A 25,179-nucleotide genomic window follows, 5' to 3' on the forward strand; every position below is an offset into this window, starting at 1 on the left:
ACCCTGTCTCATGCATCGACACGTCGGACGATGACACCGTAGAACGGTTTCACCGCACAAAATCCACTCGGCGCCTGAGCGCAGGTGAAGATGTTCGCGATTCTGTAGACGCCGCGCGGAAGTCGCTTCTGCGGTGCGAACGCGATTCCCTGCCGACCTCGCGGTTCTTCCCCCTTGAACACCGTGAAGAGGTATCTGTAAAGGAGCGTTTGCTCCTCGAAACAGGCAGGTTTCGTCGGCCCGAACGTCCCCTCGATTCGTTCGACACGGAGTCGATCGTTCACGTCGGGTGTCGGGTCGGCTTCGGTGGTGATGTCACAGGTGTAGAGCTTTTGAGCCGACCCTTCCGTTCGGTTCTCTGCGGTTTGTTGCGATTCCTCAGTTGCTCCGATCGGTGCGGTTCCGATTCCCGTAATCGCACCTCCAGCGACAGCGACCTGTCGAAGGAGCGTTCGCCTCGTTTTTGATTGGTCATTGGTACCACCACACATTCTATTCGATGGAGCTACAATTCGGTCAGAATTAGCCCTTTCGGCGGGTTTATCCTCCCCCTTTTCTTCGTCGCTGACGTATTTCGTGGAACACGAGCCCCCAATCCGACACCTTCAGCTCGATTTTAGCGTCCGGATTCGTGGAGGCGTCTCGGCACGAGCGAAAGTACGCCTGCCCCACTGTGAACACCTTTCCGAGACCGAACTGCAGGAGTTGGCGTGAGGTGGCTGGAGAGGGAATTTCAGATTGGTGCCTTTCGTTTGCAGGCCCGGCCCTTACCTCCGTTCGTCTCCTGTTACAGAACACGATGATTGGCCCACTCACAATCGGGAAGAAGGCGGCAAAATTCGGATACAAGCGATATGGAATTCCCGGCGCGGTCGTGGCTGGCGGTGCGGGGACAGTCGGGTATCTCGCAGTGAAACGCGCCGTCAAATCAGCAGTGAAACGCGAATCCGTCGATAGCGCCATCGATGCGGGAACGATTCAGTCGGCGGTTGCCGAGAACGGCATGGATGCCATAACCGATACCGATACGCTCGAATCCGCAATTGACGAGGACGAACTCGATATCGATATCGACGACGTACAGTCGGCTACCGAGGAAGAGACCGACGATTTGCGAGATACAGATGGCGAGGCAGGATCCGATTCGTAATCAATTCGCTTTCGCTCCATCCCAAAACTAGATGCCGTTGGCTCCATGTGAATGGAGTGAAAGAGAAGTGGACTCGCCGGGATTTGAACCCGGGGCCTCTCCCATGCCAAGGGAGTGATCTACCACTGATCTACGAGCCCTCGTCTGCACTCACTTCTTCCCGGTGACCATTGATAAACCTCTCGAAATCCGTGCACCCGCGGCGGACTGTAGCATGACGAATCGAATAGCAACGATTTAACTGCCTTCGGATTTTTTTGACCAAGTACGGGAACGGCACAGCCGCAAATCCGACTCGTTGCGGGCGTTCGCGGGCATCCGCCCGCACTCTTCCGGGGCATTTCGCCTCATTTGCGCAACTTGGGATTGCGGACGTGCACCGTGGCATTCGCCACGACTGGCGGAATTTCCGCCATCACACTCTAGCGGCTCGTGCAGTTCCTATCCTCGAACAATGGCACGAATGCACACACGACGCCGCGGGTCGTCCGGTTCGGATCGACCTGTGGCAGACGAACCACCGGAGTGGAGCGACGTAGATGCAGACGACGTGGAAGACCGCGTTGTCGAACTCGCGGAAGATGGCTACAGCCCGAGCAAAATCGGACTGAAGCTCCGCGACGAAGGCGTGACCGGCACGCCTGTCCCGAACGTGAAACTCGTCACTGGCAAGAAAGTGACCGAGATTCTGGAGGAAAACGACGCAGACCCAGAGCTGCCCGAAGACCTCCGGAATCTGATGGAGCGCGCCGTGCGCCTGCGTGAGCACGTCAATGCAAACCCGCAGGACAAGCAGAACAAGCGTGCGCTGCAGAACACCGAGTCGAAGGTTCGCCGCCTCGTAAACTACTACCGTGGCGACGAACTCGACCAGGACTTCACCTACACCTACGACACCGCGAAAGAACTCCTATAGATGGCAACATCCGGTCGAACCGCTTCCGAGGACGCCCCTTCCGCGACCGACGTCGCAGCGACGCTTCGCGATAGCGATTTCGTTCGAATCGTCGCGTACGCAGACGGCGACGCACTCGCGGCCAGCGGTATCCTCGCTCGCACTTGCGCAACCATCGGAATCCCGTTCCAGGTGAGTGCGACGCGATTTCCGACCCAGCACGCCGAATCCGGCGACGACGAAGTCGTCGTGACGGTTGGTGGAATGGGCGGCGACGTGGCACTCACCGGACGTCCGGCGAGCGTCACGGCCTTCGAGGCCGCGGACGAACTCGGCGGAGACCCCGACTCGGTTCTCGGCCTCGCTGGCACCGTCGCCGCAGGTACCACGCCGGGCGCGAACGAAAGCGCCCGGCTGTTGGAAGCGGCTTCCGACCGACTTACCCGCAGACCCGGCGTCGCGACGCCCACAGAAGACCTCGCGGACGGATTGGCACATTCGACGCTGATTCACGCAGGCTTCTCGGGCAACCCGGGTACGGTGCAGGCCGAACTTGCGGAAATCGGTCTGCCCGTCGAACTCGACGATGACGCGCATCGTCGAGTCGCCTCGCTCGTCGCGCTCTCGGCCACCGGGCCGGAGAGCGCGACGCAGAGAGCGGGCGAAATGGTCGAGCGTGCGGTTCATCCCTACGAACTCGTCGATGAACCGTTTGCGACGCTCGGCGGCTACGCCGACGTGCTCGATGCGGTCGCACACGAGCAGTCCGGAACGGGCGTCGCGCTGGCGCTCGGACACGACGCCCGCGCGCCCGCGCTGGATGCGTGGCGCAACCACGCGGAGAAGGCCCACGCCGTGCTTCACGAAGCGACGACGGGACGATACGACGGCCTGTTCGTTGCTCGCACGGACGATGCCCCGGTCGAGACGGCCGCTCGGTTATTGGGCGACTTCCGCTCACCGGAGCCGATCGCGCTGGTCGTCACCGACGACGAGGCAGCCGCCGTGGCGGTCGATGGTCGCGGACTGAAACCCGATTCGGGACTGTCGGCCATCGGCGATGCGATGGTGGCCGCCGCAGACACACTCAACGGAACTGGGACGGGAAGCGCACGTCGCGGATACGCGCGGTTCGACGCGGATGCAAAGGAGTTCCTTTCGGCGTTTCGGGAGGCATTATGAGACGAGCAACGATTCGCACGGAGTTGGAGGCCGCCGACCGTATCGCGGCGTCGCTCGAACCGGACAACACGCCCGAAATCGAAACGAGCGTGGACGACGGGACGATCGTGACGCATATCGAACGCGAGACGACCGGCGGACTCCAATCGACCGTAGACGATTACGTCATCAACCTCTCGGTGGCAGCACAGACAGTACAGATAGCGAACGATTACAACGACACGAACCATGAGTGAACGATCAGTCTCTAAGAAGTCACAGGAAAAGCGGTGGTACACCGTCCTCGCTCCCGAGCAGTTCGACCGAGAGGAGCTTGGAACGACCCCCGCAGATGAACCGGACAAGGTGCTTGGCCGCACCATCGAAACCACGCTGGGCGAACTGACGAACAACGCCAGCGAGAACAATACGAAGTTGACCTTTAAAATCAACGACGTTGGCAGCGACTCGGCGTACACCGAGTTCGTTCGACACGAACTCACCCGCGACTACCTCCGTAGTCTCGGCCGCCGCGGTGCCTCGAAAATCGAGGCGTACATCACGGTGTTAACCTCGGACGACTACCGCGTCCAGATTCAGCCCGTCGCGTTCACGACGAAGAAGGCAGACCACAGTCAGGAGAAAGCCATCCGCCGAACGATGATCGACCTCGTGCGGGACGCAGTGCAAGACCGCACGTTCAAAGAGGTCGTCGACAGCGTCGTCGAAGGTCGCATCTCCAGTGCGATTTACGGCGAGGCAAAAACCATCTACCCACTCCGACGGGTCGAAATCCAGAAGGCAACGCTGGAAGCCTACCCCGAAGAGGTCGCTGAAGAAGAGGAGACCTCCGTGGACGTGGAAGAAGACGACGTCGAAGTCTAATCGACGCAATCAGTTTCGTTTTTTGCGCTCGGATGCCGAGTTGCGACGATAGAAAACGACGAGCTACGTAGCGAACCGCTATTCGGTTACGACGATATTGCCGGACATGCCACTGGCCTCGTGTGGGACACAGAAATAGGAGTAGCTCCCCGGCACCTCGAAGGTGTGTTCGTAGGTTCGGTTTTGATCTATCGCGCCGCCGGAACCGCTCATCCACGCGTCACGGGCCGCTTTTTCGGAATCGTAGCCACCGGAGGCAAAGTATTCGGCACCGTCCGGTATCCCGCCGTTTCCGTATGCAGTGACGGTGTGTCTGCGTGCACCGGTGTTTTTCCATACGACAGGTTCACCGACGGTGGTTTCAAATTTACGCGGGAGGAAGGCCGTTGACGCCATTCCGATGTCGAAATCGCCCTGTGTGTTATTTCGGCCGGTGTTCAGGATTCCCGAACAGCCCGCCAGCGTTGCGGATGCGGAGCCGACGATTCCGGCTAAAAACGCTCGGCGCTTCATGATTCGAACTCGGGTTGCTCCCCGTATATGTCTCTCGAAAGTTCTACGAAAGTGGGAATGGGTTTGAGGCTTTTGCTTGTCGTTGGCTGGGGGTGATGAATGGGAAGCGCACGGTAGAGTAGTTAGGTGGAAGGTGATTGTCGGAATGGTCGGTTTAGGGCGGATTGCTAGTCACGACTCCAAATGACCGCCACTGCATGAGGGCGAGTGGGCCAGCGGTCGGGCCACCCGCCCTCGACGCTCCAGTCCTCCCCGCGACGAGTCGTGGTCCTTCGCCGAGATGGCTCAGGCCCGACTCCCGGCGCGTCCTGTCGGCTTGACGGGGTTGCGATTGACGATTAGCAATTGACTTGCCGCAAGGGTACGCCAGCGCGTTCGCACGAGGGGAGCGAGGCGACGGCGTCGTCTCGACAGCGAATAGCGCGGAAGTCCGTTCCGCGGACTGTCGAGCGGCAATGCCGCGAGACAACGGCGAAGCCGTGAGTCGTGAGCGAACCGAACACCGAGTGCAGTCCCCCGCTGGCGGGGAGGAGTGGAGAGACTTGCGGTTCGGTACGGTTCCTGGTGGATGAAGGGCGAATGAGCGACTACGGAGCGAATGAGGGCTTCGTTTGTTGTCGGCACTACCTAGCGGCACATCTGATACAACGCAAACGCCAAAACGTAGGCAAAATCAAAGAAACTCGACTATTCGACGTCTGCTAACGTTTAGGGCCAGTTGCCGGACTCTTCGTAGGCGTCGATGACGCGCTGGAGGGCGACGACGTAGGCCGCGGTGCGGAAGTTCGGCAGGTCGTGTTCCTCGTAGGCGCTCGTGAGGTCGTCGAACGAGGTGACGATGATGCTTTCGAGTTCGTCGTTGACGCGCTCTTCGTCCCAGTAGAAGCGCTGGCGGTTCTGCACCCATTCGAAGTACGACACCGTCACGCCGCCCGCGTTGGCGAGGATGTCGGGGAAGACGTGAACGTCGCGCTCCGTCAGCACGTCGTCGGCTTCGGGGGTGAGTGGGCCGTTTGCGGCTTCCACCACGACGTCCGCCTGCACGTCCTGTGCGAGGTCGCCGTCGATTGCGTTCTCCAGTGCGGCGGGAACGAGCAGGTCAACATCGAGCGTGAGCAGGTCTTCGTTGCTCATCTCCTCGCTCGCGCCAGCGTAGCCAGAGACGCTTCCGGTCTCGTTTTTGTGGTCTTTCACGTCGATGGCGTGGAGGCCGTCTTCGTTGTAGACCGCGCCGCTGGAGTCCGAAACGGCGACGATTTTCGCGCCGAGGTTTTCGAGAAGTTTCGCCGCAATCCAGCCGGCGTTTCCGTAGCCCTGCACAGCCACGGTTGCGCCTTCCATCTCCTTGCCGAGGTAATCGAAGGCTTCGCGGGCGGTGAGCATGGTCGAGCGACCGGTCGCTTCGACACGACCCTCACTGCCGCCGGAGTCGAGCGCCTTGCCGGTGATGACGCCGGGTGCCGTCGTGTTTTCGAGCGTCTCGTAGGTGTCTTTGATCCAGTTCATCTCGCGCTGGCCGGTGTTCACGTCCGGTGCGGGGATGTCGCGGTCTTCGCCGATAATGGGTCGGAGTTCCTTGGCGAACGACCGCGTGATTCGCTCGAGTTCGGCCTCGCTGTAGTTGTCGGGGTCGATGACGATGCCACCCTTCCCGCCACCGTAGGGGATATCGACGACGGCGGTTTTGTACACCATCCACCCGGAGAGGGCTTTCACTTCGTCGCGGCTGACGTTGGGGTGATATCGGATTCCGCCTTTGTACGGGCCGCGGTCGCCATTGAACTGCGAGCGGAACGCCTTGAACACCTCGATAGAACCGTCGTCCATTTCGACGGAGAGGTTCGTTTCGAGCACGCGCTCGGGGTGTTTGAGCCGTTCGAGAACGTCTGGGGACGCATCGATGTACTCGGCTGCGTCATCGATTTGTTCCTGCAGACTCTCGAACGGATTCGCTTGTTCGGACATCGTTTGTCAATCCCACCCACCCACTGTTAAGCATGGCGAAATTAGAATGAACTATTATTCCTAAATCGAGTTTAAGGTGACTGTCGTTCGGTTGCGTCCGCGTACTCCAGAATCCGTTCCGCCTGCGCGATGAGCGGTGCGTCTATCATCTCCCCATCGACGCGAAAGACCCCCCGGCCGTCGGCGTCCGCCTCCGCCTTCGCCGAGAGCACCGCTTCCGCCCACTCGATGCGTTCCGGGTCGGGCGTGAACGCATCGTTGATGGGCAAGACCTGTGCCGGGTGAATCGCCATCTTGCCGTCGTAACCGAGTTGGATGGCGAACTCGGTTTCCTCGGTCAATCCCTCGGTATCGCCGAAATCCGTGTAGACAGTGTCGATGGCGTCCACGCCCGTCGCGCTCGCGGCCAGCACGACGTGTTCGCGGGCGTAGAGTACTTCCGTCCCCTCGTCGGTTCGGGTCGCACCGATATCCGCGGAGAGGTCTTCGGCACCGAACACGAGCGCGTCGGCCGCCGGTTCTGCCCCGATTTCCGCCGCGTTGAGCACGCCTCGTGCGGTTTCGACCAGTGAAAGGATGGGGACTTCACAGTCGTGTTCGGAGAGCAGACGAGAGAGGGTCTCCACATCCCCCGAAGACCCCGTTTTCGGAAGCATTATAGAATTGACCGAATCCATACCGTCCGCGATTCCTCGCAGGTCGTCGTCGGCGGTGACGCCCGCCGGATTGACCCGAACGCACACTTCGCAATCGGGGTCGAACTCCGGGTCGGTGAGCACCGACCGAATCGCTTCCCGAGCCTCGGCCTTTCGCTCGGGCGCGACCGCATCCTCCAGATCGAACACGATTACGTCGGCTCCTGCTCCGGGTGCTTTGCGCATCATTTCCGGGCGGTCGCCCGGCGTGAACATGACGCTTCGTCGTGGCATATTCGAGGCGACGCGGAGACGAGGTTTCAACCCATCGGGAACAGTTATGTTCGTTCCCATCAATGAAGTGTCATGGCACAACCTACCGAAACCGGGGAAAACAACGGCACCAACGAATCGAACACCGTTGGCGGACGGCAGATGGGTGTCGGTATCGCGCTCGGTATTGCAATCGGCACCGCGCTCGGTGTCGCACTGGACAACCTCGCGCTCGGTGTGGGAATGGGAATGGCGATTGGCGTCGCAATCGGGGCCGGGTTGTCGAAGCGGTGAAAATCGACGGGTAGACACACTCTGTCGGGAACAATTATCGTTGCTCACCACCAGCAATGAAGTATGGTTCGAACCGGGAATACGAACGGCCACGAAATCGATAACGGAAAGGACGATGGAAGAACGTGGACGGGTGCCGGTATGGGTCTCGGGACCGGCCTCGGCGTTGCATTCGGTCTGTTGATTGATAATCTCGCGATGGGAGTCGCACTCGGAGTCGTCTTCGGGGTCGCATTCGATGCCGGTCTGTCGAAACGTGATTGAATCCGATATCGAGAAGGGTACCGAAACGCGAGAAAATCACATTGTTTTCAGCCGCGAACGGATACGGCGAATTCCTGCAACCGGCTTATGGCCAGAGACCGCGTGCCTGATGGGCCTTCGCGATGCGCGAGAGGCCGACGATGTACGCGGCGTCACGCCACGTCACATCGCGGTCTTCGACTTCGCTGCGCACGTCGTTCCACGCGTTGAGCATCTCGGTTTCGAGTTCCTCGTTGACGCGGGAAAGCGACCACTGACGCCGGTTGATGTCCTGTAACCATTCGAAGTACGACACCGTGACACCGCCCGCGTTGGCGAGGATGTCCGGAATGACGTGGATGCCGCGCTTCTCCATGATTTCGTCCGCGGTGGTCGTCGTCGGACCGTTCGCTCCCTCGACGACGATGTCGGCTTTCACGTTGTGGGCATTTGCCTCGGTGAGGACGTTGCCGATTGCCGCCGGGATGAGTACGTCGACGTCGAGTTCGAGAAGTTTGTCATTCGAAACGCGCTGTGGTGCGTCGAAGGTCGTAACCGCCTCCGGTTTCTCCTCGTGAGTCGGAATCTCGTCGATAGCCAACCCGTCAGGGTCGTAAATCGCGCCGTTCACGTCGGAGACGGCGACGACGTTCGCCCCCCACTCGTGGAGGGAGAGTGCCGCGTTCGCGCCGACACTACCGAACCCTTGGATTGCAATCGTCGTGTCTTCGAGCGGGTAGTCGTAGTACTCACACGCTTCGCGTGCGATGATTGCGACCGAGCGACCGGGTGATTCCTCACGTCCGTAGGAACCGCCGACGACGGGCGGCTTGCCCGTGACGACACCTGGTTGGGTTTCGCCTTCCTGCATCGAGTAGGCGTCCATGAACCACGCCATCGTCTGCGCGTCGGTTCCCATGTCGGGCGCAGGGATATCGCGCATCGGGCCGATGAAGTCGCGTAGTTCCTCGGCGAAGCGTCGCGTGAGTCGTTCCTTTTCCTCGTGGCTCAATTCCTTCGGGTTCACGACGATACCGCCTTTCGCACCGCCGAACGGGATGTCCATGACGGCACACTTCCACGTCATCCACATCGAGAGACCAGTACACTCCTCTTCGGTCACTCCGGGGTGGTAGCGCATTCCACCTTTGAACGGTCCACGCACGCTGTCGTGTTGCGCGCGGTAGCCGGTGAAAATCTCCGTGTTGCCGTCGTCCCGCTTGAGCGGAACCGAGACGCGGTGAACTTGGTCCGGATGTTTCAATCGCTCGATGATGCCGCGTTCGACATCGAGATGTGCCGCGGCACGCTCGAGTTGTCGCCGAGCCGTTTCAGCCGCCGTCTCCGGTTCCTCTTCCTTCTGTTTCCCAGTTGATGACATGATGTAGGGGCCTCTGCGAGTTCTGACCGGCAATTCTTACCCGACCGAAGAAAGACCTTGCCATCCGAAACGGAAGCGATATGCAATACCACGACACGCGATGAGAAAAATCAGGATTGTCGTCTTTGCGCGATGTGTGGCCGGAACCGACGCCGAAGGACGAAACGCTCGATTACTGTGGCAGTGCGTACACCGTTCCCGCCACGTCACCGACGTAGACACCATCGCGGCCGACCGTTGGCGGGGGGACGAGCGAATCTTGTGCCTGGAACTGCCACCGAACGCGATCGTCGGCGCGGTCAAGCGCGAATACCAAGCCATCGTCGTTGCTGACGTACACCAACTCGTTCGTGACGACAGGCGACCCCCAGACGCGCGCGCGCCGGTCTGGACACGCCATCGGACGCTTCCCTCGCGAGCGTCCAACGCGTAAACGTTGCCGTCGGCACAGCCGACGTAAACGATGCCGCCCACGGCGACCGGGGACGACCAGATGCCCGCCTCCATTCGGTAGCGCCACTTCGTTTCGCCGGTTTCGGCGTCGATGGCGTACACCCCATCCCCATCGACGGTGTCGACGTATGTCGTGTCGCCGACAACTTCCGGTGCACCGGCGATAGCGAGCGACGGGGCAAAGCGGAACTGTTCCGTTCCGTCGGTTAAATCGTGGGCAAAGAGACCACCGTCGAGACCGGTCGCGTACAGGGTGTCGCCCGCGATTCGAAGCGAGGTGAGTGCTCGTGCGGGACTGCGGAACGAAATCCGTTCCTCGCCGGTTTGCGCATCGAGGCCGAACACCTGTCCGTCCCGGGTCGCGACGTAAAGAGTGTCACCGAGAAGTGTCGGGGATACTTCCAGTCCGGCATCCGTTTCGAATCGCCACTCGATTGCGCCACTCACCGAATCGAGTGCGAACAGGTTCCCGCTGCGGTCGCCGACGTAGGTCAGTCCGTCACCGACGCCGGGCGTTCCAACGGCGTTGGGTGCCTGAAACAGCCAGTTGCTCACGCCGTCCGGTGGTCGATGTCGCAGACGAACCCGTTTTCGGTGCCGACGTACACGGAACCGTCGCGGACGGTAGGGGCGGTTTCGACCGGGCCACCGACCTGTACATACCAGCGGGCGCGGACGGTTTCCGCGTCGAGTTTCGTTTTGCTCCCCGGTGTTTCCCCGCTTTCGGGGGTCGGTGGGGATGCGCCTGCTCCGAACTGACTTCCGCGCTCGTCAACGCCGCCATCGGACGCAATCCGTTCTGACTCCGACTCGTAGCCGCCATCCGAGACGAATCGTTTCACGTCTTCGCTCGTCGTGGAGCGCTCGCCTACGCGGTGTGCCGCCGATTCGTCATTCGTTCGGGCATCCTCGGTGCGCACGTCACCGGTCGTCTCGGAACACTCGAACGACCATTCGACGTTTCGCGAGACTTTGGTGTCCCGGCGCGTAACCACCTGGTCGAACTGAAACTCACCAGTCGCACTTACGTCGATGCCGTCAGATTCACCCGAAAAATGGAATCGTTGTTCAACCTTGTCACATCGAACCCATGTCGATTCGTCGCCGAATTCCGCGTGTTCTCGTCCTTCATGTTTTTCTCCCGACTTAATTTCGGTCTGATTATCTCAGTATTCGAATACTGTCTACTTTGTCATGAACCGGTTACACAGCCTCTCCGCCGTCGCAACAGTTGGAACGGTTGCAACAATCGGTTCCAGACCGATAGCATTTTTCCGGTTCCGAATGGAGATACCGCCATGACGGGGCTGTACTACGAAGAGTTCGAGGTCGGCCAAACTATCACACACGAGAAAGGCCGCACGATAAGCGAGAGCGACAACCAGCAGTTCTGCGATATGACCATGAACCAGCAGCCGCTCCACTTGAACGCCGAATTTGCCGGCGACACGCAGTTCGGCGAGCGACTGGTCAACGGACTCTACACGATGAGTCTCGCGGTCGGTCTCTCGATTCCGGACACGACCGATGGCACCATCGTCGCAAATCTCTCCTACGACAACGTATCGCATCCGAAACCGGTGTTTCACGGGGATACAATCCGCGCACAGTCAACCGTAACCGAAAAGCGCGAAACGAGCGACGGCGAGCGCGGCGTCGTCACCATGCAGGTCGAAGTGTTCAACCAGGACGACGAACTCGTCTGTGAGTTCGAGCGTACGATTCTCTCGCTGAAAAAGCCGGAGTAACTCCCCAGTTCAGAGTTGGACGAACAAGGAGAGGTTGACGACCACTGCAATCGTCCATGGAAGCGCGAGTCCCGCAGGGATGAGCGCGACGTACTCCCGCGGAACGAGCCGCCGACAGACGAATCCGACTCCGAGCGAAAACGCTTTCAATCCGACAAGGGCCACGAACCCGAACTGGGAGAGCGCGCTGCGCGCGACTGGGTTCGATTCGGTCATACCAGCGTTCAAGCCGATGTACGTCGTCAGCAAGTCGGCAAAGAGAACGGCGAACACGAGCAGCCAGAGCGCTCGCTCGACCGCGCCAAGGTTTGGCAAAATCGCGCGCCGAAGTCGTGTCGGCAACCGTAGTCGTCGGTAGCTCATGGGTGTGTCATACACGCGAATCGGTTCCGCGTGGTCTATCGACACCGACGGTGGAATGGGTCTTTATTATGAACTGGCTTGCAGTGGGTAAAGAACTCCCTAAACCAGCTGAAATAGTCATCCGTGAGACAGTTTTGAAATCGGTTCCCCGAGAACCGATTCTGGTGGCAGGCCGAGTTACAGAATCGTGCCGTGTTTCTTGTCCGGTAGGTCTTTCTCCAAGTCCGCGTAGAACTCGAAGCGGTTGACCAGTTCCTCGCGCAGGGTGCTCGGCGGGACGATGTCGTCGATGACCATCTCGCTCGCCATCCGGTGAACGTCGATGTCTTCGCGATACTCCTCGCGGAGTTCCTGTTCGCGCTGGGCGCGTTCCTCTTCGTCCTCGATGGCGTTCAGTTTGTTGGCGTACACCGCGTTGATGGCGGCTTCGGGCCCCATGATGCCGATTTCACCCGATGGAAGTCCGATGATACTCTGTGGGTCGTACGCCGGGCCGGACATGGCGTAGATACCCGCGCCGTAGGCTTTCCGAACGACGACGGACTGTTTCGGCACGGTCGAGGAGGAGGTGGCGTAAATCATCTTCTTACCCTTCTCCAAAATCGCGTCCTTTTCGACCTGCGACCCCGCCATGAATCCCGGCGTGTCACAGAGGTAGAGCAGGGGTACCTCGAAGGCGTCACACTTCCAAATGAACTCCGCGGCCTTTTCCGCGGCATCGGGGAAAATCGCGCCCGACCGCTGTGCAGGTTGGTTGGCGATGATACCGACCGGTCGGCCGTCGATTCGCGCGAACGCAGTGATGATTTCGCCGCCATAGTCGGGGCGGAGTTCGAAATAGCTGTCCGCGTCCACGACACGCTCTATTACGTCGGTCATGTTGTAGGCTCGGTTCGGACTCTGTGGAATGACCTCGTCGATGCCTTTGGGGGACTTTTTCGGGGCTTTTGGTTCACTTCGGGGCGGTTTCTCGTGAGCCTTGTTCGGGAGGTAAGTGATGAGGTCGGCGACGAGTTCGCGGGCGTGTTCCTCGTCGCGGGCGACGAGGTCGGCACTACCGGAGTGTTCGGCGTGCATCTGTGCCCCGCCGAGGTCTTGCATGCTGATATCCTCACCAGTGACCATCTGAACCATTCGTGGGGAAGCGATTGCCATCGCGGACATCTCCTCGACCATGATGGTAAAGTCGGCGAAAACGGGGGTGTAGGCCGCCCCCGCGATACACGGACCGTACAGGACACAGATCTGTGGGACGCGCCCGGAGAGCATCGAGTGGTTGTAGTAGTATTTCCCGATACCTTCGCGGTTGGCGAAGAATCCGGTCTGCTGGTCGATGCGCCCCCCGGAGGAGTCCATCAGGTAGAGGACGGGATTACCGCTCTGGAGTGCGCGCTGTTGCATGCGAAGGAACTTCTCGACACCCTTCGCTGCCATGCTTCCGGCTTTGACCGTGAAGTCGTTCGCCATAAAGTGAACGTCCCGGCCCTCGAACTCCGCCGCACCGGTGAGCAGTCCGTCCGCCGGGAGTTTGTCCTCCGCGTCGAACTCGGCGAACCGGCCGTCCTCGAACTTCACGCCGTCGTCACCGAACCAAAGGTCAAGTCGGTCGCGGACGAACAGTTTCCCCTTTTCGGCGAGTCGTTCCTTGTACTTCTCGGGGCCGCCTGCCTCGATGGCTTCGATTTCTTTCCACAGCTCCTTTTCGCGCTCCGTGGGTTCCAAATCGTCTTCCTCCGGCGGTTCTCCGGGGTCGCTCCACGTGACGAGTGGTTCGTCTGCGTCGCCGACGTACACGTTTACCTCGCTCCCGACGTGCTGAGCGAGCGCGCTCGCGATGGCTGAGGCTTCCTCCTCGGTTGCCCCCGTACCGATGCGGACTTTCATGCTTGCGTGTCCGTGGGATGATTTCAAACCATTTTCCCTTTCGCACGCGGCAAAACTTTCGAGCGAGAACAAACACTCACAGGGTGGAAATTCGCAGAGGGAGGCGGCAGAAGCGTCTTTGGGGCCGACGCGGGACGAATTGTGACGAGCGGTTACCGTTCGGGCAGTTCCATTGCGGCAACGTGCTCCGCATACTCTTCGAGGACGGGCTGTCCCCAGTAGCGAACCGATTCGCTCCGCGCGTCGTAGTCGATGATGTTTGCATCATCGAGTTTCGGCAGGTGCGTATGGTGAAGGGATGCTTCGACACGTCGTCGATAATCATCCGGTACGTCGGCAGTCGACGTTTCAGTTTCCCACGCAGCGACCTGCTCGACGAGGTCGGAAAGCGTCGCGACGCCATCCGGCGTCGTCGAGAGATGGTGGATGGCGTATCGTCGCCGCTTCTCCGACAACAGTTTGAAGATATCGTCGAAAGAGGGCCTACTCACGGCAGGTTCAGCACGGAGTACGTGAGGTGGATCTGTAGACGATCGTTTCCCCGAATCGTCCCGGTATGGTGACTCGTTGCTCATGCGACGCTCATCAGCAGTTGACCACCGTGGATAAAGAATGGTGAATCTAGACACCTAGAAAGTTGGCAGTCGAAATGAAGACACGGGTCGGAATATCTTTATTTCTAATAAGTATGATACCGATTATATACGGGTCGGTTATCGACCCTCGAACGCAGTAGAGACTCCCGTCGAAACGGGGATTACCGCGATGGATTGGTGGGATTTCGAACGGTAGTCAAGGATGGCTTACTGTGGTATATCCGCAACGAACCCGCACCGAGGTGAAAACGGAATTAACGGTGTCCAAGGTTGAAACCCGAACCCGGCGTCTGGTGGACGATTATGAGACGGTTCGTGCGGACAACACTCGTGCTCATTCTGGTTGTGAGTCTCGCGAGCACTGGAATCGTCTCGGTGGTTCGACCCGGTTCGAACCCGTCGATGGACATGCGAGCATCGACCGGAACGCCGGACGTTCTCCCACCGAGTGAACAGATAGACACCTCTGTCTCTGCTTCGGGTCTCCAGCAGCGTTCCGAGCGCGAGCAGGCGGCCGCACGGGGCGCTATGCAAGGGGCGGCACTAGCACAGCAACAGGGTGTTTCCATCAGTCAGGAACAGCGTCAGGCCGCGGTGCAGGGTGCAGTACAATCGGTTTCGCAGAACCAGCAGGCGAACGTGAAACAGGTGCAAGCCGCCGCCCGCGGTGCAGCACACGGAACGCTGCTTCAGAGTCAGGATGTCGACGTTCGACAGATTCAGGTGGCGACACAGGGGGCGACGACTGGCTCGAGGCAAGTTCAGCGCGCGAACGTCAAGCAGGTTCAGGCCGCGGCGTTCGGTGCTGGACACGGTGCAGTCGCGCAGAGCCAACAGGCGAACGTGAAACAGATGCAGGTCGCGGCGAGCGGTGCGGCAAAAGGCGCAGTGAAAGGTGCGGTTCAGAAACAACAAGCGAGCGTTTCACAGATTCAGGAGGCCGCACAGGGTGCTGCCTTCGGCGCACTTGATCAGCGTCAACAAGTCGCGGTGAAACAGGTGCAGTTCGCAGCACAGGGTGCCGCCGCTGGTGCATTACAGTCACAACGTGCGAACGCAAAACAAGTGCAGGTCGCCGCACTGGGAGCGGCGAAAGGAGGCGTGAAACAGGTACAGCGTGTCGACATCCGGCAAGTACAGGCCGCAACCCGAGGGGCGTCCGCGGGTGCGATTTCCCAGAGTCAGAAAGCGAGCGTCGTCCAGATTCAAACCGCCGCACAGGGCGCGGCCGCGGGCGGTGTCACGCAGATACAGCAAGCAACGGTAAAACAGGTTCAGTTCGCGTGTCGCGGCGCGGCGGCGGGCGCATTGAGCATCACCCAGATACAAACCGTGAACATCGTGCAGATTCAGGTCGTCGCGCAGGGTTCAGCGCAGGGAGCCATTCAGGGTGCCGTCCAGAAACAAGTCGTCGAGATTCGACAGATACAGGCTGCCGCGAGGGGTGCTGCACGGGGTGGTATCACGCAGGTGCAAACCATTCGAATCAAACAGATTCAGTTCGCGTGTCTCGGTGCAGCGTCGGGTGCCGTCACTCAAAGCCAGCAAGCGAGCGTTACCCAGGTACAAGCCGCCGCACAGGGTGCTGCAACGGGCGGAGTCAGTGGCAATCAGCGCCAGCAAGCGACCGTCCAGCAGGTGCAGGCTGCAACACAGGGGGCGTCGAGTGGCGCGATTTCTCAGAGCCAACAGGCGAGTGTCATCCAGATTCAATCCGCAGCACGCGGTGCGGCGACCGGTGGCATCACGCAGATTCAGCGAGCAACCATCGCGCAGATTCAAGCTGCATCGGCGGGTGCCGCGGCAGGTTCGGCCCAAGCGGCGGCCCAGCAGAACGTGAACGACGCGAGCCAGATTCGACAGGCCGCCCGCGAAGGTACCGTACAGGCTAGCGAACGAATCACCACGGCGGAGAACGTCCAACCGCAGGAGGTTCGGTCGGCCGCGCGGGACGGGGCGGAGCAGATTTCACAGGTAACAGCGACTCAACCACCAGCCACGACGCAACCTCCTGTGACCACCGCACAGCCACCCGAAACGACGCAGGTGACCACGACGGCCGCCACGACTGCGGGGACGACGAACGCCACCACGGCGACTCAAACGCAGACGACGAACGCGACGACGAGCGTCACCACCACCCCGGCAGTTACGACGACCACGACAGCTACCGCCACTACCACGCCAAACGCGATTACTACCACACCGAACGCCACTACCACCGCGTCAAACGTCACGACTACGACGCCGAACGCCACTACCACCACGCCGACACCACCCGCCGAACCGCTGGCTGCGAACCTGACGTGTACCGAGGTTACCGCAAACACGACGCAACCGGCGGATTACCAACTGGTCGCAGTGTTGATCGATGTCTCGAACCCAGAATCGGGAATCCAAGTCACCCAGAACATCTCGTCCAACGACTTCGAGCAATCGCCGGATGGCACCTTTACGTGGAATAACACCACGACCGACCTCGGTGCCGAGGGCTTCGTCTTCCTCAACGCGACGTTCTTCGACGCGAACGGGCAGGAAGTCGCGGTGATCGAACAGGACGACGTGCAGGCGTGCCTCGAACAGCCAACTGAAACCCAAACGACCGGTGCGCAGTCACCGCAGGCCCAACCGACGACGCAGGCAACGGGACAACAAACGACCATCGGCGGAACGACCATCGGTGGAACAACTACCGTCGGAACCACTGCGACGACGACGCCGATTTTCGGAACGAACCCGGGGACGCCACCGACCGTGACGACGCAGTCCGGCTAACGTCGAACTGACGACCGAACCTCAAGATATCGGTTTTCGAAAAATGGCCGATTACAGCATCGATTCGAGTCGGTCGATGAGTTCCTCGTTGCCGAGGTGAACCGGAACTCGTTGGTGGAGTCCTTCGGGTTCCACATCGAGAAGCGACCGTTCGCCGTCGGACGACCTACCACCTGCGGATTCGAGGATGTACGCCATCGGGTTGCCCTCGAACTGGAGGCGGAGCTTGCCTTCAGGACGCGATTCGAGTCCGGGATAGGCGAACACGCCGCCGTAGGTCAGCACCTGATTCACGTCGCCGATCATCGCGCCCCCGTATCGAAGTTTGAGGTTGGTTTCGATTTCGCGGACGTACTCGGCGAAGTCGTCGGTCCAATCCGGAACGCGTCCGCCGAAGCCGTAGACGACGGGGTCGTCGGGAAGTGTCAGATCTTTGTTGACCGGTCGGGGGTCGCCGTCTTCGATGACGTACTCGGTCACGGTTCCCTCGCGGGCGACCATCATCGTCGTTATCGGGCCGAACAGGATGTACGCCGATGAAACGAGGTCTCGTCCCGACGCCGGGAGGGGTGCGTCGTAGACACCGACGATGGTGCCCATCGAGTTGTTCGATTTGATGTTCGACGAACCATCGAGCGGGTCGATTGCGACCGAGAGACCCTCACCGCAGTCGATGACGCCTTCGCGCTCTTCGCTGGCGAACTCGCCGACGCCGTCGATAGCCGTCAGTTCGGCTTCGAGGTACTCGTCGGCCCACACGTCCGCCGCCATCTGCGTCTCGCCGCTGGGGTTTTCCTCGTCAGCCTTTCGGCGACGACCGGCGAGTCCGCCCCGGATATCGGGGGCGGCGGCGGCGACGGCTTCGATGATTTTGTCGAGCGTGTCCATTATTCGAGCGCTTCGTCAGCGGTCGCGTCCTCGAAGATGACCTTTTCGAGTGCGTCGAGGATGCCCTCGGGGTCGTCTCGCTGCCAGACGTTGCGACCGACTGCGAGTCCTTTTCCGCCTGCGTCCATCACGGCTTCGACGCTGGAGAGGAACTCGTAGTCGCTCGTTTTCGAGCCACCGCTCATGACGACCGGCATGTCGGCGGCGGATTTGACGGCCCATTCCATTGATTCGCGAGAGCCGGGGTACTTGACTTTCGCCATGTCCGCACCGATTTCGAGCGCGATTCGCGTCGCGTAGGCGATGGTGCTCTCTTTCGTGTCGTTTTTGAGTCCCTGTCCGCGTGGGTACGACCACATCACGACGGGCATGTCGTATTCGCGGTGTGCTCGTTCCTGAACATCGCGGAAGTCCTCATACATCTTGGTCTCGTGGTTCGAACCGGAGTAGACGGTGTAGCCAACCGCGTCCGCGCCGAGTTCGGCGGCGTAATCGACCGTCCAATTTTTCGGCGAGTACGGTTCGCCCATCCAGAGGTTGCTCGTGCCGTTGAGTTTGGCGAGCAGGTTCACGTCGTCGTCGTAGGAGGGATAGTACGTCTCCGCGACACCTTTTTGTACTGCGAGGCAGGTCACCGCGTCGTGGGTCGCGGTTTCGAAAATCATCTCCGGATTCAGCGTGTCCGGAACGGAACTGAAGTCGGCCGAAGGTCCGTGCTCCAGACCGTGATCCATTGCAAGAATAAGTGCTTTGCCGTCTCGCGTCACTTGCGAGTCAGTCAGCGGAATCATCGTCCCGAACTGCGGCGACAAAATATATGAGTCTACTGGTAGCGCGTGAGTCAAAACTCCTGTTTTCGTAGCGCTCGATATGTCTATTGTGTGTTTTGTGAACTACGATAGTAGTAAAATTACAGCAGGTCGCGGGCGGCGTTCCGCCACGCACTGACTCGGCCGTGCTCGAACGAGAGCGAGTCGGCCACTCGTTTCGGATCGGCGATGGCCATGCTTCGAACCGACGTGATTCCCGCCTCCGCGAGTTCCGTCGCCAGACTGTCGTCGATTTCCGGCACGTCGGTCACCGGGTCTGGACTGCTCCGGTCACGCCACGCCGCTTCCTCCGCCTTGGCGTCTCCGCTTCCGTCGGTCGTGGCGGTTTCGGCCGTTTGTTGTTCCCAGTCGCCGGAACTTGCGGCTATCCACGCGCGTTCATCGTCCTGTAGGCCGCGAATCTGACTCAACCGGTCGGAAAGGTCGCTGCCGGATTCGAACGACCACGACAGGGAATGTTCCCTGCGCAGGCGGCCAGCGACTCCGGGATTGACGCCCGCCTCGCGCAACATCTCGTAGGAGACGGTTTTGTTCCGAATGTCCTCGGCATCGAACGTCGCCTCCTCGATGACTACCGCCGTCGCTGGTCCGACGTACTGCACGTCAGTCGGACGAGTGTCTGCCGTCCCTCTCCCAATAGTGTCATCTTCAGTCACTGCACTCACCGACTTGTTTTTGCCTCCCACTCATCTATCTTGAATGTTTCTCCACAATACCTATCTATTTGATTATTATATTCAGATAGAAATAGTTTCGGTGCGTTCGTCAGTAACTGTGACCAGTTCAGTGGATTTCGTTCGCGTTCCGCTATCCTTACAACCGTTCCCGGAGCAGTCATCGCCATGCGTACGCTTTCCGACATCGACAGCATCGGCGTAATCGGCGCAGGTACCATGGGTAGCGGTATCGCGCAAGTAGCCGCGACGAGCGGGTACAACGTGGTCATGCGCGACATCAAAGACGAGTTCGTGGAGAGCGGATTCGACACCATCGAAAGCAGCCTCGACCGCTTCGTGGGCAAGGACAAAATGAGTCAGGACGAGGCTGACGCGGCTGTCGCCCGAATCACGGGCACGACCGACCTCGACGACCTCGCGGACTGCGATCTCGTCATCGAGGCCGCCGTCGAGAACATGGACATCAAACAGGATATTTTCTCGGAGTTAGACGAGGTGCTCCCCGAAGACGTAGTGCTCGCGACCAACACCAGCACGCTCTCGATTACCACCATCGCCAGCGTGACCGACCGCGAGGAACTCGTGGTCGGCCTCCACTTCATGAATCCTGTTCCAATCATGAAAGGCGTCGAACTCGTCGTCGGCGAGAAAACCGACGACGAAGTGGTCACGCTTGCCCACGACCTCGCGGAAGACCTCGGAAAGGAGACGTGGCAATCCGACGACAAACCCGGCTTCGTCACCAACCGCATCCTCATGCCGTGGATCAACGAAGGAATCCGGGCCTACGACGAGGGTGTCGCCAACAAGGAGGACATCGACAAGGGAATGACCCTCGGAACGAACGTCCCGATGGGACCGCTCACACTCGCCGACCACATCGGACTGGACATCTGTCTGGATGCCAGCGAGACCCTGTTCGAGGAACTCGGCGACCGATACAAACCGGCGTACCTGCTAAAGCGCAAAGTTGACGCGGGCGATTTGGGTAAGAAGACCGGGAAGGGCTTCTACGAGTACTGAAACGGTTTCTTTTCCTTGGCGGTTTGGCGTACGGTTCGTGGTCGGCGTCGCCATTTCGACGACGTGGCTATTCTTGCTGTCAGGGTGGCTTGCGGGCCTCGTCGATTCGACGCCTGAGAGTTCGAACCCGACGGCACGCTGACGTTCGCAAGAATTGAACCGAACGAGAAGACGTGCGACCTTTCGGCGTACCAGCACCGATAACAGTGAGTTAGGCCCGATGGAACGGTCGATCCGCAATCGTCCGGCGCAGTTCGCCGAGCATGTCCCGGTCAACACCGCCCGAGAGCGATGTGATGAGTGCGTGAACTTCTTCCCGAGACACCTTGATTCCCGCGCGTCTGAGGGCGTCTTCGGGGCGTTTACGAACTTCGCGGAGCGTACCGATCGCGAGGAGGTAGGGGATAGCCCATGCGACGAGACGGTTTCCATTCGTCCGTGGCATGCTTTCTAAGTACGTTTGGGCGTCGTCGGCGAAGCCGTCGGCGTGTTCCGCGGTGCGCGCGACGACTTCCGCGACTTCGTCGTGATGTTCCGGGTCGCAGAGTTCATCCTGTGGAACGCCTTCCTCGCTGAGCCACGTCGCCGGTAGGTAGACGTTGTTCTCGTCATGATAATCTACGTAGACATCTTTCGAGACGTTGACCAGTTGAAGGAGGAGGGCGAACGACTCGGAGGTTTCTCGCAGGCGGTCTGCCTGGTCTTCGTCCGCACTGCGACAGACGAGGTTCGTGATGAGTTCACCGACCGTTCCGGCGACGTAGTAGCAGTATTCTTCAAGTTCCGGAAGGGTTCGGATTCGGAGGCCGTCCGTGTCGTCGTACCGTTCGACGAACATCGCCATCCCGCCGACGAGTTCCCGAACCGGGGGCCTGACTGCCTGCCGAACGGAGTCCGGACAGGTCGCGAACGTTTCGACGACTCGCGGAGCGTGTGCGACGACAGCCCAGTCGTCACCGCCGTCGTCGGGAATCCACTCTTCGGCGTGGTCGTGAAACTCGTCCACTGTCGTTGGGTTTTCGGGGTCGAGCACGTCGTTGTACTGTTGAAGGAGGCGTGCCTGCTCGTCCGGCGGGATGTGTCCTGCGTCCTCTATCGTATCGGCAACTCGACACAGGAGATAGCCGACACAGATAGCGTCCGCCATCGGCTCATCAAGCAAATCGATGGTGATGGCAAACGTGCGGGAAACCCCCTGAACCGCCTGATGACACCATTCGAGGTCGGCGCGGGAGGGCTGGTCTGTACTCGCGGGAGTCGGTGGGTGGCTATCCATTCTGTTACTGAACCTTCCGACCCTTCGGGCTGAAACGCCAAAACCCCTTGGGCTTACGTGTCATGTTCGGTTCGAGGGCCAAATCCCTTGCGAATCTACCGAGCGGCAAACGAGTACCGAACACGCCGAGTCGCAAACGCCAAGTCTCGCGGTATCCGACAATCGGACGAACGATGTACGAGAGCGTCCACGCCGTCCCGGACGGAGACAGCACCGTCGCACGCTTCGCAGCCACAGCCTCCGAGTACGGATTCGACGGTATCGTCGTCCGAAACCACGGGGATTCGCGGGCTGAGTTCGACGCCGAACGAGTGAGCGACGCGTACGACGTGGACGTGGTGAACGGCCTCGAAATCCGCGCGGACAACCCCTCGAAGGCCAGCGGGCACGTCGGCAACTTCCGCCCGAAATCGACAATTCTCCTGTTCCACGGCGGCACGTCCAAACTCAACCGATTCGCCGTCGAAGAGGAACGAATCGACGTGCTGGCCCATCCCATGCAGGGTCGTGGCGATTTCAACCACGTACTGGCGAAGGCCGCGAAGGAACACGGCGTCAGGGTGGAGTTCAACCTCTCGCGCATACTCCGAGCCGATGGGGGCCAACGGGTACAGGCTATCAAAGACCTGCGGAAGCTGCGGGAAATCGTCACGAAATACGACGCTCCCTTCGTGGTCAGCACGGACGCACACTCGCATCTGCAACTGCGTGGTCCCCGCGAACTGCTGGCCATCGGGGAGACGATCGGTTTCACGGGCGAGCAAATCGAGACGGGACTTCTGGAGTGGGGCAAAATCGCGGAGCGGAATCGAAATCTGCGCTCCGACGATTTCATTGCGCCCGGCGTGAAACGTGGCCGGTATGAAGAAGACGATTGAGGAACACGCAGACCGCTTTTCTGAAATCGCTGGCGACTACGACGACTCACAGGACAGCGACGAGTATCGCGCCTGCGTGAGCCTCGTGGTTGAGCACGCCGACCCAACGGCGGACGACACCGTTCTCGATTTGGGAACCGGCACGGGCGCAATCGCGCTCGCGCTCGCACCCAATGCAAAGCGCGTTATCGCCCGCGACATCAGCAAGGGAATGATGGACGAAGGTCAGAAGAAGGCCGAGGCGAACGGACTGGACAACGTCGAGTTCGGCGAAGGTCGATTCAGAGAGCCGAATGTCGATGGGGAGGACATCGACATCGTCGTGTCGAACTTTGCCATGCATCACCTTTCGGACGAGGAAAAGCGCGAGGCAATCGAAGTAATCGCCGGACTTGGGCCGCGAAAGTTCGTCCTGGGCGATGTGATGTTCTTCGGTACGCCAGACCCTGACGAACCGTTTTACAGCCCCGACGTTGATGACCCCTCGACGGTCGGGCATCTGGCGGACGTGCTGACGGACAACGGGTTTTCGCTGACCGCTGTGGAGCGTGTTCACGAGCAGGTCGGCGTGCTGGTTGCGGAGCGATACGGGGAATAGTCGCAGGGAGTCGGCTATTCTCATTTTAGGGCTATTTTTGCATGGTTGGCTATTTGTGACTTCACTGTTCTTTTTTAGCAGTGTATTTTGTGTAGTTTGTCGGAAGCAAGTCACGACAATACATGACCACCACCGCACCCGCCCACGCACCTCCCCAACCGGTTCGCTCCCTCGCGCGGCTTCGACTCGACTTCTCGGATGACCGTATCCTCGAAGCCTCGTCAGCACGCGCCACGTCGCTTGATTGGTCACCCGCATGGGTGCGCCAGCGCAATTCGCGTGAGGGCGTGAGCGAAGCGAACACCGAGCGCAACCCTGCGCTGGCGGGGAGGAGTGGGGACACTGGCGGTGCGGTGGCGGTTTCATTGTTGCCTGAGATTCCTGATGGCCTGCTTGCCATATTTCCCTCTGTCATCCATCCAAATTTCGCTCCTCCTGCAACAATGAATGGTACAACCCAACCTCGCCATCGCCGCCAGAACATACGATTAAAACCCACGGACGACCAACCCACGAATCAGACCCTCGAATGAAACACCTACCCAAGCACCTCAGACCGCACTGGCGCTATCTCGCGGTCGGTCTCGAAGGGTGGCCGGACGCAGACATCGACCGCCGGTCGTTCCAGCGAAGCCTCTGGTTTGCTGCACAGAACCTGCTCGGCGATGTCGGAAGCGCGAATGCCGACCTCACCGTGTACAACTTCGAGTTCGAGGACGGGGAGGGCGAGGCACTGGTCCGGGTCCGGCGCGGGCACACCGACGAAGCACGGTCGGCGCTGGCCTGCATCAATACCGTCCACGGCGACCCCGTCGGGGTCTTCGTGCACGGTATAAGCGGGACGGTGCGGGGTTGTGAAGAAAAGTATTTAGGTCGCCGCAGGGAACTTTCGGGGGAGAGAAGCGTCGTGTTTGCGGACGCGAAACGACCGGCCGTCGTTCGAGACGGAATGTTGGACGTACAGGTCGATTCTGCGTTCGTCGGCGCGGCGGAACTCGATTTCGAGTGATACTATGCAGGGACAAGCCCAACAGCAGGCGTACGACCGCGGGATTACGATTTTCTCCCCGGACGGCCGTCTCTACCAAGTCGAATATGCACGGGAGGCCGTCAAACGAGGGAGCGCCAGCATCGGCGTCCGAACGGAAGGCGGCGTCGTTCTCGCCGTCGACAAACAGACACGCTCGCCGCTCATGGAGCGAACCAGCGTCGAAAAGCTCCACAAAACCGACAACCACATCGGCATCGCCAGCGCGGGCCACGTCGCGGACGCTCGGCAACTCATCGACTTCGCACGCCGTCAGTCGCAGATCAACCGCCTCCGCTACGGCGAACCCATCGGAGTCGAGACGCTGACGAAGGAAGTCACCGACCACATCCAGCAGTACACGCAGGTCGGCGGCGCACGTCCGTTCGGTGTTGCGCTTATCATCGGCGGTATCGAGAACGGCGAACCGCGCCTCTACGAAACCGACCCGTCCGGCACGCCGTACGAGTGGAAGGCGCTCGCAGTCGGTGCAGACCGCGGCGAGATTCAGGATTACCTCGAAACGAACTACAGCGAAGGGATGGATCTCGATGGCGGTATCGACCTCGCACTTAGCGCACTCGGTGCGGTCAACGACGACGAACTCTCCCCGACGGGCGTCGGTCTCGCCACCGTCGATGTCGAGAGCGAGCGGTTCCGCATGCTCGACGACGAGGAAGTCGAGGGGTACCTCGACGAAATCGGCATCCTCGAAGGCGAGGACGACGACGAGCCGGAAGAGTAATTTCGACGTTTTCTTCGGGAAAC

30 protein-coding genes, 1 tRNA gene and 1 pseudogene are annotated in these 25,179 nt (G+C 60.1%); 15 read left to right on the top strand and 17 right to left on the bottom strand.

What is annotated here, in order from left to right; translation table 11 throughout:
• Positions 1 to 8: 8 nt before the first annotated feature.
• Positions 9 to 491, bottom strand: coding sequence for a hypothetical protein (locus ACN2TU_RS06745; RefSeq protein WP_435154096.1), 483 nt, complete (start codon positions 489 to 491; stop codon positions 9 to 11).
• A gap of 308 nt (positions 492 to 799) precedes the next feature.
• On the opposite strand from ACN2TU_RS06745, the gene ACN2TU_RS06750 reads away from it, so the two are divergent.
• On the top strand, positions 800 to 1,150 hold the full coding sequence (locus tag ACN2TU_RS06750) for a hypothetical protein (RefSeq protein WP_435154099.1): 351 nt from the start codon (positions 800 to 802) through the stop codon (positions 1,148 to 1,150).
• Between the two features lie 68 nt (positions 1,151 to 1,218).
• Here the strand turns inward: ACN2TU_RS06750 and ACN2TU_RS06755 are convergent.
• Positions 1,219 to 1,290 (bottom strand) — tRNA-Ala (locus tag ACN2TU_RS06755).
• A 314-nt stretch (positions 1,291 to 1,604) separates the two neighbouring features.
• On the opposite strand from ACN2TU_RS06755, the gene ACN2TU_RS06760 reads away from it, so the two are divergent.
• The 4 genes from ACN2TU_RS06760 to ACN2TU_RS06775 are packed head-to-tail and all read left to right on the top strand — an operon-like array spanning position 1,605 to position 4,091.
• Positions 1,605 to 2,066: a 30S ribosomal protein S15 gene (locus tag ACN2TU_RS06760; protein WP_435154102.1), complete on the top strand. Its 462-nt coding sequence runs from the start codon at positions 1,605 to 1,607 to the stop codon at positions 2,064 to 2,066.
• The gene (locus ACN2TU_RS06765) at positions 2,067 to 3,227 is read left to right on the top strand and encodes an exonuclease RecJ (protein WP_435154104.1); all 1,161 of its coding nucleotides are present in this window, start codon (positions 2,067 to 2,069) and stop codon (positions 3,225 to 3,227) included.
• On the top strand, positions 3,224 to 3,463 hold the full coding sequence (locus ACN2TU_RS06770) for a KEOPS complex subunit Pcc1 (RefSeq protein WP_435154106.1): 240 nt from the start codon (positions 3,224 to 3,226) through the stop codon (positions 3,461 to 3,463). Before ACN2TU_RS06765 ends, ACN2TU_RS06770 begins: the two co-directional genes overlap by 4 nt.
• A complete protein-coding gene (locus ACN2TU_RS06775; protein WP_435154108.1) occupies positions 3,456 to 4,091 on the top strand; it encodes a 30S ribosomal protein S3ae in 636 nt (211 codons plus the stop codon). The genes ACN2TU_RS06770 and ACN2TU_RS06775 overlap by 8 nt, the downstream gene beginning before the upstream one ends.
• A gap of 78 nt (positions 4,092 to 4,169) precedes the next feature.
• Here the strand turns inward: ACN2TU_RS06775 and ACN2TU_RS06780 are convergent, their stop codons facing one another.
• The 4 genes from ACN2TU_RS06780 to ACN2TU_RS06795 form a co-directional block, all read right to left on the bottom strand.
• Positions 4,170 to 4,604 carry a plastocyanin/azurin family copper-binding protein gene (locus ACN2TU_RS06780; RefSeq protein WP_435154110.1) on the bottom strand — a complete coding sequence of 145 codons (435 nt, stop codon included), beginning with the start codon at positions 4,602 to 4,604 and terminating at the stop codon, positions 4,170 to 4,172.
• A gap of 285 nt (positions 4,605 to 4,889) precedes the next feature.
• Entirely contained in the window at positions 4,890 to 5,228 is a 339-nt protein-coding gene (locus ACN2TU_RS06785) for a hypothetical protein (protein ID WP_435154111.1), read from the bottom strand.
• 84 nt (positions 5,229 to 5,312) lie between these two features.
• The gene (locus ACN2TU_RS06790; RefSeq protein WP_435154114.1) at positions 5,313 to 6,569 is read right to left on the bottom strand and encodes a Glu/Leu/Phe/Val family dehydrogenase; all 1,257 of its coding nucleotides are present in this window, start codon (positions 6,567 to 6,569) and stop codon (positions 5,313 to 5,315) included.
• A 71-nt stretch (positions 6,570 to 6,640) separates the two neighbouring features.
• On the bottom strand, positions 6,641 to 7,498 hold the full coding sequence (locus tag ACN2TU_RS06795) for an HpcH/HpaI aldolase/citrate lyase family protein (RefSeq protein WP_435154117.1): 858 nt from the start codon (positions 7,496 to 7,498) through the stop codon (positions 6,641 to 6,643).
• 72 nt (positions 7,499 to 7,570) lie between these two features.
• Here ACN2TU_RS06795 and ACN2TU_RS06800 point away from each other — a divergent pair, with 72 nt between their 5' ends.
• Together ACN2TU_RS06800 and ACN2TU_RS06805 are read left to right on the top strand one after the other, a co-directional pair.
• Positions 7,571 to 7,771, top strand: a complete 201-nt coding sequence (locus tag ACN2TU_RS06800; protein WP_435154119.1) for a glycine zipper domain-containing protein — start codon at positions 7,571 to 7,573, stop codon at positions 7,769 to 7,771.
• 63 nt (positions 7,772 to 7,834) lie between these two features.
• Positions 7,835 to 8,035 (top strand): glycine zipper domain-containing protein, encoded by a 201-nt coding sequence (locus tag ACN2TU_RS06805; RefSeq protein WP_435154122.1) that lies wholly within the window; start codon positions 7,835 to 7,837, stop codon positions 8,033 to 8,035.
• 85 nt (positions 8,036 to 8,120) lie between these two features.
• Here ACN2TU_RS06805 and gdhB read toward each other — a convergent pair whose 3' ends face one another.
• The 4 genes and pseudogenes from gdhB to ACN2TU_RS06825 all read right to left on the bottom strand — a co-directional run bounded on the left by gdhB (position 8,121) and on the right by ACN2TU_RS06825 (position 10,843).
• Positions 8,121 to 9,395 (bottom strand): glutamate dehydrogenase GdhB, encoded by a 1,275-nt coding sequence (gene gdhB, locus ACN2TU_RS06810; RefSeq protein WP_435154124.1) that lies wholly within the window; start codon positions 9,393 to 9,395, stop codon positions 8,121 to 8,123.
• 172 nt (positions 9,396 to 9,567) lie between these two features.
• Positions 9,568 to 9,795 (bottom strand): outer membrane protein assembly factor BamB family protein, encoded by a 228-nt coding sequence (locus ACN2TU_RS06815; protein ID WP_435156142.1) that lies wholly within the window; start codon positions 9,793 to 9,795, stop codon positions 9,568 to 9,570.
• A pseudogene (locus ACN2TU_RS06820) lies at positions 9,774 to 10,403 on the bottom strand (outer membrane protein assembly factor BamB family protein); the annotation flags it as partial. The gene ACN2TU_RS06815 and the pseudogene ACN2TU_RS06820, both read right to left, overlap by 22 nt.
• Positions 10,400 to 10,843, bottom strand: a complete 444-nt coding sequence (locus ACN2TU_RS06825) for a PQQ-binding-like beta-propeller repeat protein (protein WP_435154127.1) — start codon at positions 10,841 to 10,843, stop codon at positions 10,400 to 10,402. The gene ACN2TU_RS06825 and the pseudogene ACN2TU_RS06820, both read right to left, overlap by 4 nt.
• 303 nt (positions 10,844 to 11,146) lie before the next feature.
• Between ACN2TU_RS06825 and ACN2TU_RS06830 the strand changes: the two genes are divergently transcribed.
• Positions 11,147 to 11,596, top strand: coding sequence for a MaoC family dehydratase (locus ACN2TU_RS06830; RefSeq protein WP_435154130.1), 450 nt, complete (start codon positions 11,147 to 11,149; stop codon positions 11,594 to 11,596).
• Positions 11,597 to 11,605: 9 nt separating this feature from the next.
• On the opposite strand, the gene ACN2TU_RS06835 is transcribed toward ACN2TU_RS06830, so the two are convergent.
• The 3 genes from ACN2TU_RS06835 to ACN2TU_RS06845 all read right to left on the bottom strand — a co-directional run bounded on the left by ACN2TU_RS06835 (position 11,606) and on the right by ACN2TU_RS06845 (position 14,418).
• Positions 11,606 to 11,959: a DUF5658 family protein gene (locus ACN2TU_RS06835; RefSeq protein WP_435154133.1), complete on the bottom strand. Its 354-nt coding sequence runs from the start codon at positions 11,957 to 11,959 to the stop codon at positions 11,606 to 11,608.
• Positions 11,960 to 12,136: 177 nt separating this feature from the next.
• Positions 12,137 to 13,843, bottom strand: a complete 1,707-nt coding sequence (locus ACN2TU_RS06840; RefSeq protein WP_435154136.1) for an acyl-CoA carboxylase subunit beta — start codon at positions 13,841 to 13,843, stop codon at positions 12,137 to 12,139.
• Positions 13,844 to 13,995: 152 nt separating this feature from the next.
• Entirely contained in the window at positions 13,996 to 14,418 is a 423-nt protein-coding gene (locus ACN2TU_RS06845) for a DUF7344 domain-containing protein (protein ID WP_435154138.1), read from the bottom strand.
• Positions 14,419 to 14,742: 324 nt separating this feature from the next.
• Here ACN2TU_RS06845 and ACN2TU_RS06850 point away from each other — a divergent pair, with 324 nt between their 5' ends.
• Positions 14,743 to 17,214 (top strand): hypothetical protein, encoded by a 2,472-nt coding sequence (locus tag ACN2TU_RS06850; protein WP_435154139.1) that lies wholly within the window; start codon positions 14,743 to 14,745, stop codon positions 17,212 to 17,214.
• Positions 17,215 to 17,265: 51 nt separating this feature from the next.
• Here ACN2TU_RS06850 and ACN2TU_RS06855 read toward each other — a convergent pair whose 3' ends face one another.
• The 3 genes from ACN2TU_RS06855 to ACN2TU_RS06865 form a co-directional block, all read right to left on the bottom strand.
• A complete protein-coding gene (locus ACN2TU_RS06855; protein ID WP_435154141.1) occupies positions 17,266 to 18,102 on the bottom strand; it encodes a class 1 fructose-bisphosphatase in 837 nt (278 codons plus the stop codon).
• Complete coding sequence (locus tag ACN2TU_RS06860) at positions 18,102 to 18,893, bottom strand: class I fructose-bisphosphate aldolase (protein ID WP_435154142.1); 792 nt, start codon at positions 18,891 to 18,893, stop codon at positions 18,102 to 18,104. The genes ACN2TU_RS06855 and ACN2TU_RS06860 overlap by 1 nt, the downstream gene beginning before the upstream one ends.
• A gap of 119 nt (positions 18,894 to 19,012) precedes the next feature.
• Positions 19,013 to 19,597: a DUF7409 domain-containing protein gene (locus tag ACN2TU_RS06865; RefSeq protein ID WP_435154144.1), complete on the bottom strand. Its 585-nt coding sequence runs from the start codon at positions 19,595 to 19,597 to the stop codon at positions 19,013 to 19,015.
• A gap of 177 nt (positions 19,598 to 19,774) precedes the next feature.
• On the opposite strand from ACN2TU_RS06865, the gene ACN2TU_RS06870 reads away from it, so the two are divergent.
• Complete coding sequence (locus ACN2TU_RS06870) at positions 19,775 to 20,632, top strand: 3-hydroxyacyl-CoA dehydrogenase family protein (protein ID WP_435154146.1); 858 nt, start codon at positions 19,775 to 19,777, stop codon at positions 20,630 to 20,632.
• 211 nt (positions 20,633 to 20,843) lie between these two features.
• Here the strand turns inward: ACN2TU_RS06870 and ACN2TU_RS06875 are convergent, their stop codons facing one another.
• Positions 20,844 to 21,908, bottom strand: coding sequence for a phytoene/squalene synthase family protein (locus ACN2TU_RS06875; protein ID WP_435154148.1), 1,065 nt, complete (start codon positions 21,906 to 21,908; stop codon positions 20,844 to 20,846).
• Between the two features lie 173 nt (positions 21,909 to 22,081).
• Between ACN2TU_RS06875 and ACN2TU_RS06880 the strand changes: the two genes are divergently transcribed.
• The 5 genes from ACN2TU_RS06880 to psmA all read left to right on the top strand — a co-directional run bounded on the left by ACN2TU_RS06880 (position 22,082) and on the right by psmA (position 25,156).
• A complete protein-coding gene (locus tag ACN2TU_RS06880; RefSeq protein ID WP_435154150.1) occupies positions 22,082 to 22,786 on the top strand; it encodes an RNase P subunit p30 family protein in 705 nt (234 codons plus the stop codon).
• Positions 22,770 to 23,384: a class I SAM-dependent methyltransferase gene (locus ACN2TU_RS06885; RefSeq protein WP_435154152.1), complete on the top strand. Its 615-nt coding sequence runs from the start codon at positions 22,770 to 22,772 to the stop codon at positions 23,382 to 23,384. The genes ACN2TU_RS06880 and ACN2TU_RS06885 overlap by 17 nt, the downstream gene beginning before the upstream one ends.
• A gap of 122 nt (positions 23,385 to 23,506) precedes the next feature.
• A complete protein-coding gene (locus tag ACN2TU_RS06890; protein ID WP_435154154.1) occupies positions 23,507 to 23,917 on the top strand; it encodes a hypothetical protein in 411 nt (136 codons plus the stop codon).
• The gene (locus ACN2TU_RS06895) at positions 23,914 to 24,393 is read left to right on the top strand and encodes an Rpp14/Pop5 family protein (protein ID WP_435154156.1); all 480 of its coding nucleotides are present in this window, start codon (positions 23,914 to 23,916) and stop codon (positions 24,391 to 24,393) included. The genes ACN2TU_RS06890 and ACN2TU_RS06895 overlap by 4 nt, the downstream gene beginning before the upstream one ends.
• Positions 24,394 to 24,397: 4 nt before the next feature.
• Positions 24,398 to 25,156, top strand: coding sequence for an archaeal proteasome endopeptidase complex subunit alpha (gene psmA, locus ACN2TU_RS06900; RefSeq protein WP_435154158.1), 759 nt, complete (start codon positions 24,398 to 24,400; stop codon positions 25,154 to 25,156).
• The last annotated feature ends 23 nt before the right edge of the window (positions 25,157 to 25,179 follow it).

It is taken from the genome of Haladaptatus marinus, assembly GCF_051194195.1.

Excerpts from the sequence above, each read along its gene's own strand:
- ACN2TU_RS06790 (WP_435154114.1), bottom strand. The coding sequence starts at position 6,569 with ATGTCCGAACAAGCGAATCCGTTCGAGAGTCTGCAGGAACAAATCGAT.
- ACN2TU_RS06885 (WP_435154152.1), top strand. The coding sequence starts at position 22,770 with ATGAAGAAGACGATTGAGGAACACGCAGACCGCTTTTCTGAAATCGCT.
- ACN2TU_RS06835 (WP_435154133.1), bottom strand. The coding sequence starts at position 11,959 with ATGAGCTACCGACGACTACGGTTGCCGACACGACTTCGGCGCGCGATT.
- ACN2TU_RS06830 (WP_435154130.1), top strand. The coding sequence starts at position 11,147 with ATGACGGGGCTGTACTACGAAGAGTTCGAGGTCGGCCAAACTATCACA.
- ACN2TU_RS06895 (WP_435154156.1), top strand. The coding sequence starts at position 23,914 with ATGAAACACCTACCCAAGCACCTCAGACCGCACTGGCGCTATCTCGCG.
- ACN2TU_RS06765 (WP_435154104.1), top strand. The coding sequence starts at position 2,067 with ATGGCAACATCCGGTCGAACCGCTTCCGAGGACGCCCCTTCCGCGACC.
- ACN2TU_RS06880 (WP_435154150.1), top strand. The coding sequence starts at position 22,082 with ATGTACGAGAGCGTCCACGCCGTCCCGGACGGAGACAGCACCGTCGCA.
- ACN2TU_RS06805 (WP_435154122.1), top strand. The coding sequence starts at position 7,835 with ATGGTTCGAACCGGGAATACGAACGGCCACGAAATCGATAACGGAAAG.
- ACN2TU_RS06845 (WP_435154138.1), bottom strand. The coding sequence starts at position 14,418 with ATGAGCAACGAGTCACCATACCGGGACGATTCGGGGAAACGATCGTCT.
- ACN2TU_RS06890 (WP_435154154.1), top strand. The coding sequence starts at position 23,507 with ATGACCACCACCGCACCCGCCCACGCACCTCCCCAACCGGTTCGCTCC.
- ACN2TU_RS06840 (WP_435154136.1), bottom strand. The coding sequence starts at position 13,843 with ATGAAAGTCCGCATCGGTACGGGGGCAACCGAGGAGGAAGCCTCAGCC.
- gdhB (WP_435154124.1), bottom strand. The coding sequence starts at position 9,395 with ATGTCATCAACTGGGAAACAGAAGGAAGAGGAACCGGAGACGGCGGCT.
- ACN2TU_RS06750 (WP_435154099.1), top strand. The coding sequence starts at position 800 with ATGATTGGCCCACTCACAATCGGGAAGAAGGCGGCAAAATTCGGATAC.
- ACN2TU_RS06770 (WP_435154106.1), top strand. The coding sequence starts at position 3,224 with ATGAGACGAGCAACGATTCGCACGGAGTTGGAGGCCGCCGACCGTATC.
- ACN2TU_RS06795 (WP_435154117.1), bottom strand. The coding sequence starts at position 7,498 with ATGCCACGACGAAGCGTCATGTTCACGCCGGGCGACCGCCCGGAAATG.
- ACN2TU_RS06860 (WP_435154142.1), bottom strand. The coding sequence starts at position 18,893 with ATGATTCCGCTGACTGACTCGCAAGTGACGCGAGACGGCAAAGCACTT.
- ACN2TU_RS06760 (WP_435154102.1), top strand. The coding sequence starts at position 1,605 with ATGGCACGAATGCACACACGACGCCGCGGGTCGTCCGGTTCGGATCGA.
- ACN2TU_RS06855 (WP_435154141.1), bottom strand. The coding sequence starts at position 18,102 with ATGGACACGCTCGACAAAATCATCGAAGCCGTCGCCGCCGCCGCCCCC.
- ACN2TU_RS06875 (WP_435154148.1), bottom strand. The coding sequence starts at position 21,908 with ATGGATAGCCACCCACCGACTCCCGCGAGTACAGACCAGCCCTCCCGC.
- ACN2TU_RS06745 (WP_435154096.1), bottom strand. The coding sequence starts at position 491 with ATGTGTGGTGGTACCAATGACCAATCAAAAACGAGGCGAACGCTCCTT.
- ACN2TU_RS06870 (WP_435154146.1), top strand. The coding sequence starts at position 19,775 with ATGCGTACGCTTTCCGACATCGACAGCATCGGCGTAATCGGCGCAGGT.
- ACN2TU_RS06780 (WP_435154110.1), bottom strand. The coding sequence starts at position 4,604 with ATGAAGCGCCGAGCGTTTTTAGCCGGAATCGTCGGCTCCGCATCCGCA.
- psmA (WP_435154158.1), top strand. The coding sequence starts at position 24,398 with ATGCAGGGACAAGCCCAACAGCAGGCGTACGACCGCGGGATTACGATT.
- ACN2TU_RS06815 (WP_435156142.1), bottom strand. The coding sequence starts at position 9,795 with ATGGCGTGTCCAGACCGGCGCGCGCGCGTCTGGGGGTCGCCTGTCGTC.
- ACN2TU_RS06800 (WP_435154119.1), top strand. The coding sequence starts at position 7,571 with ATGGCACAACCTACCGAAACCGGGGAAAACAACGGCACCAACGAATCG.
- ACN2TU_RS06775 (WP_435154108.1), top strand. The coding sequence starts at position 3,456 with ATGAGTGAACGATCAGTCTCTAAGAAGTCACAGGAAAAGCGGTGGTAC.
- ACN2TU_RS06850 (WP_435154139.1), top strand. The coding sequence starts at position 14,743 with ATGAGACGGTTCGTGCGGACAACACTCGTGCTCATTCTGGTTGTGAGT.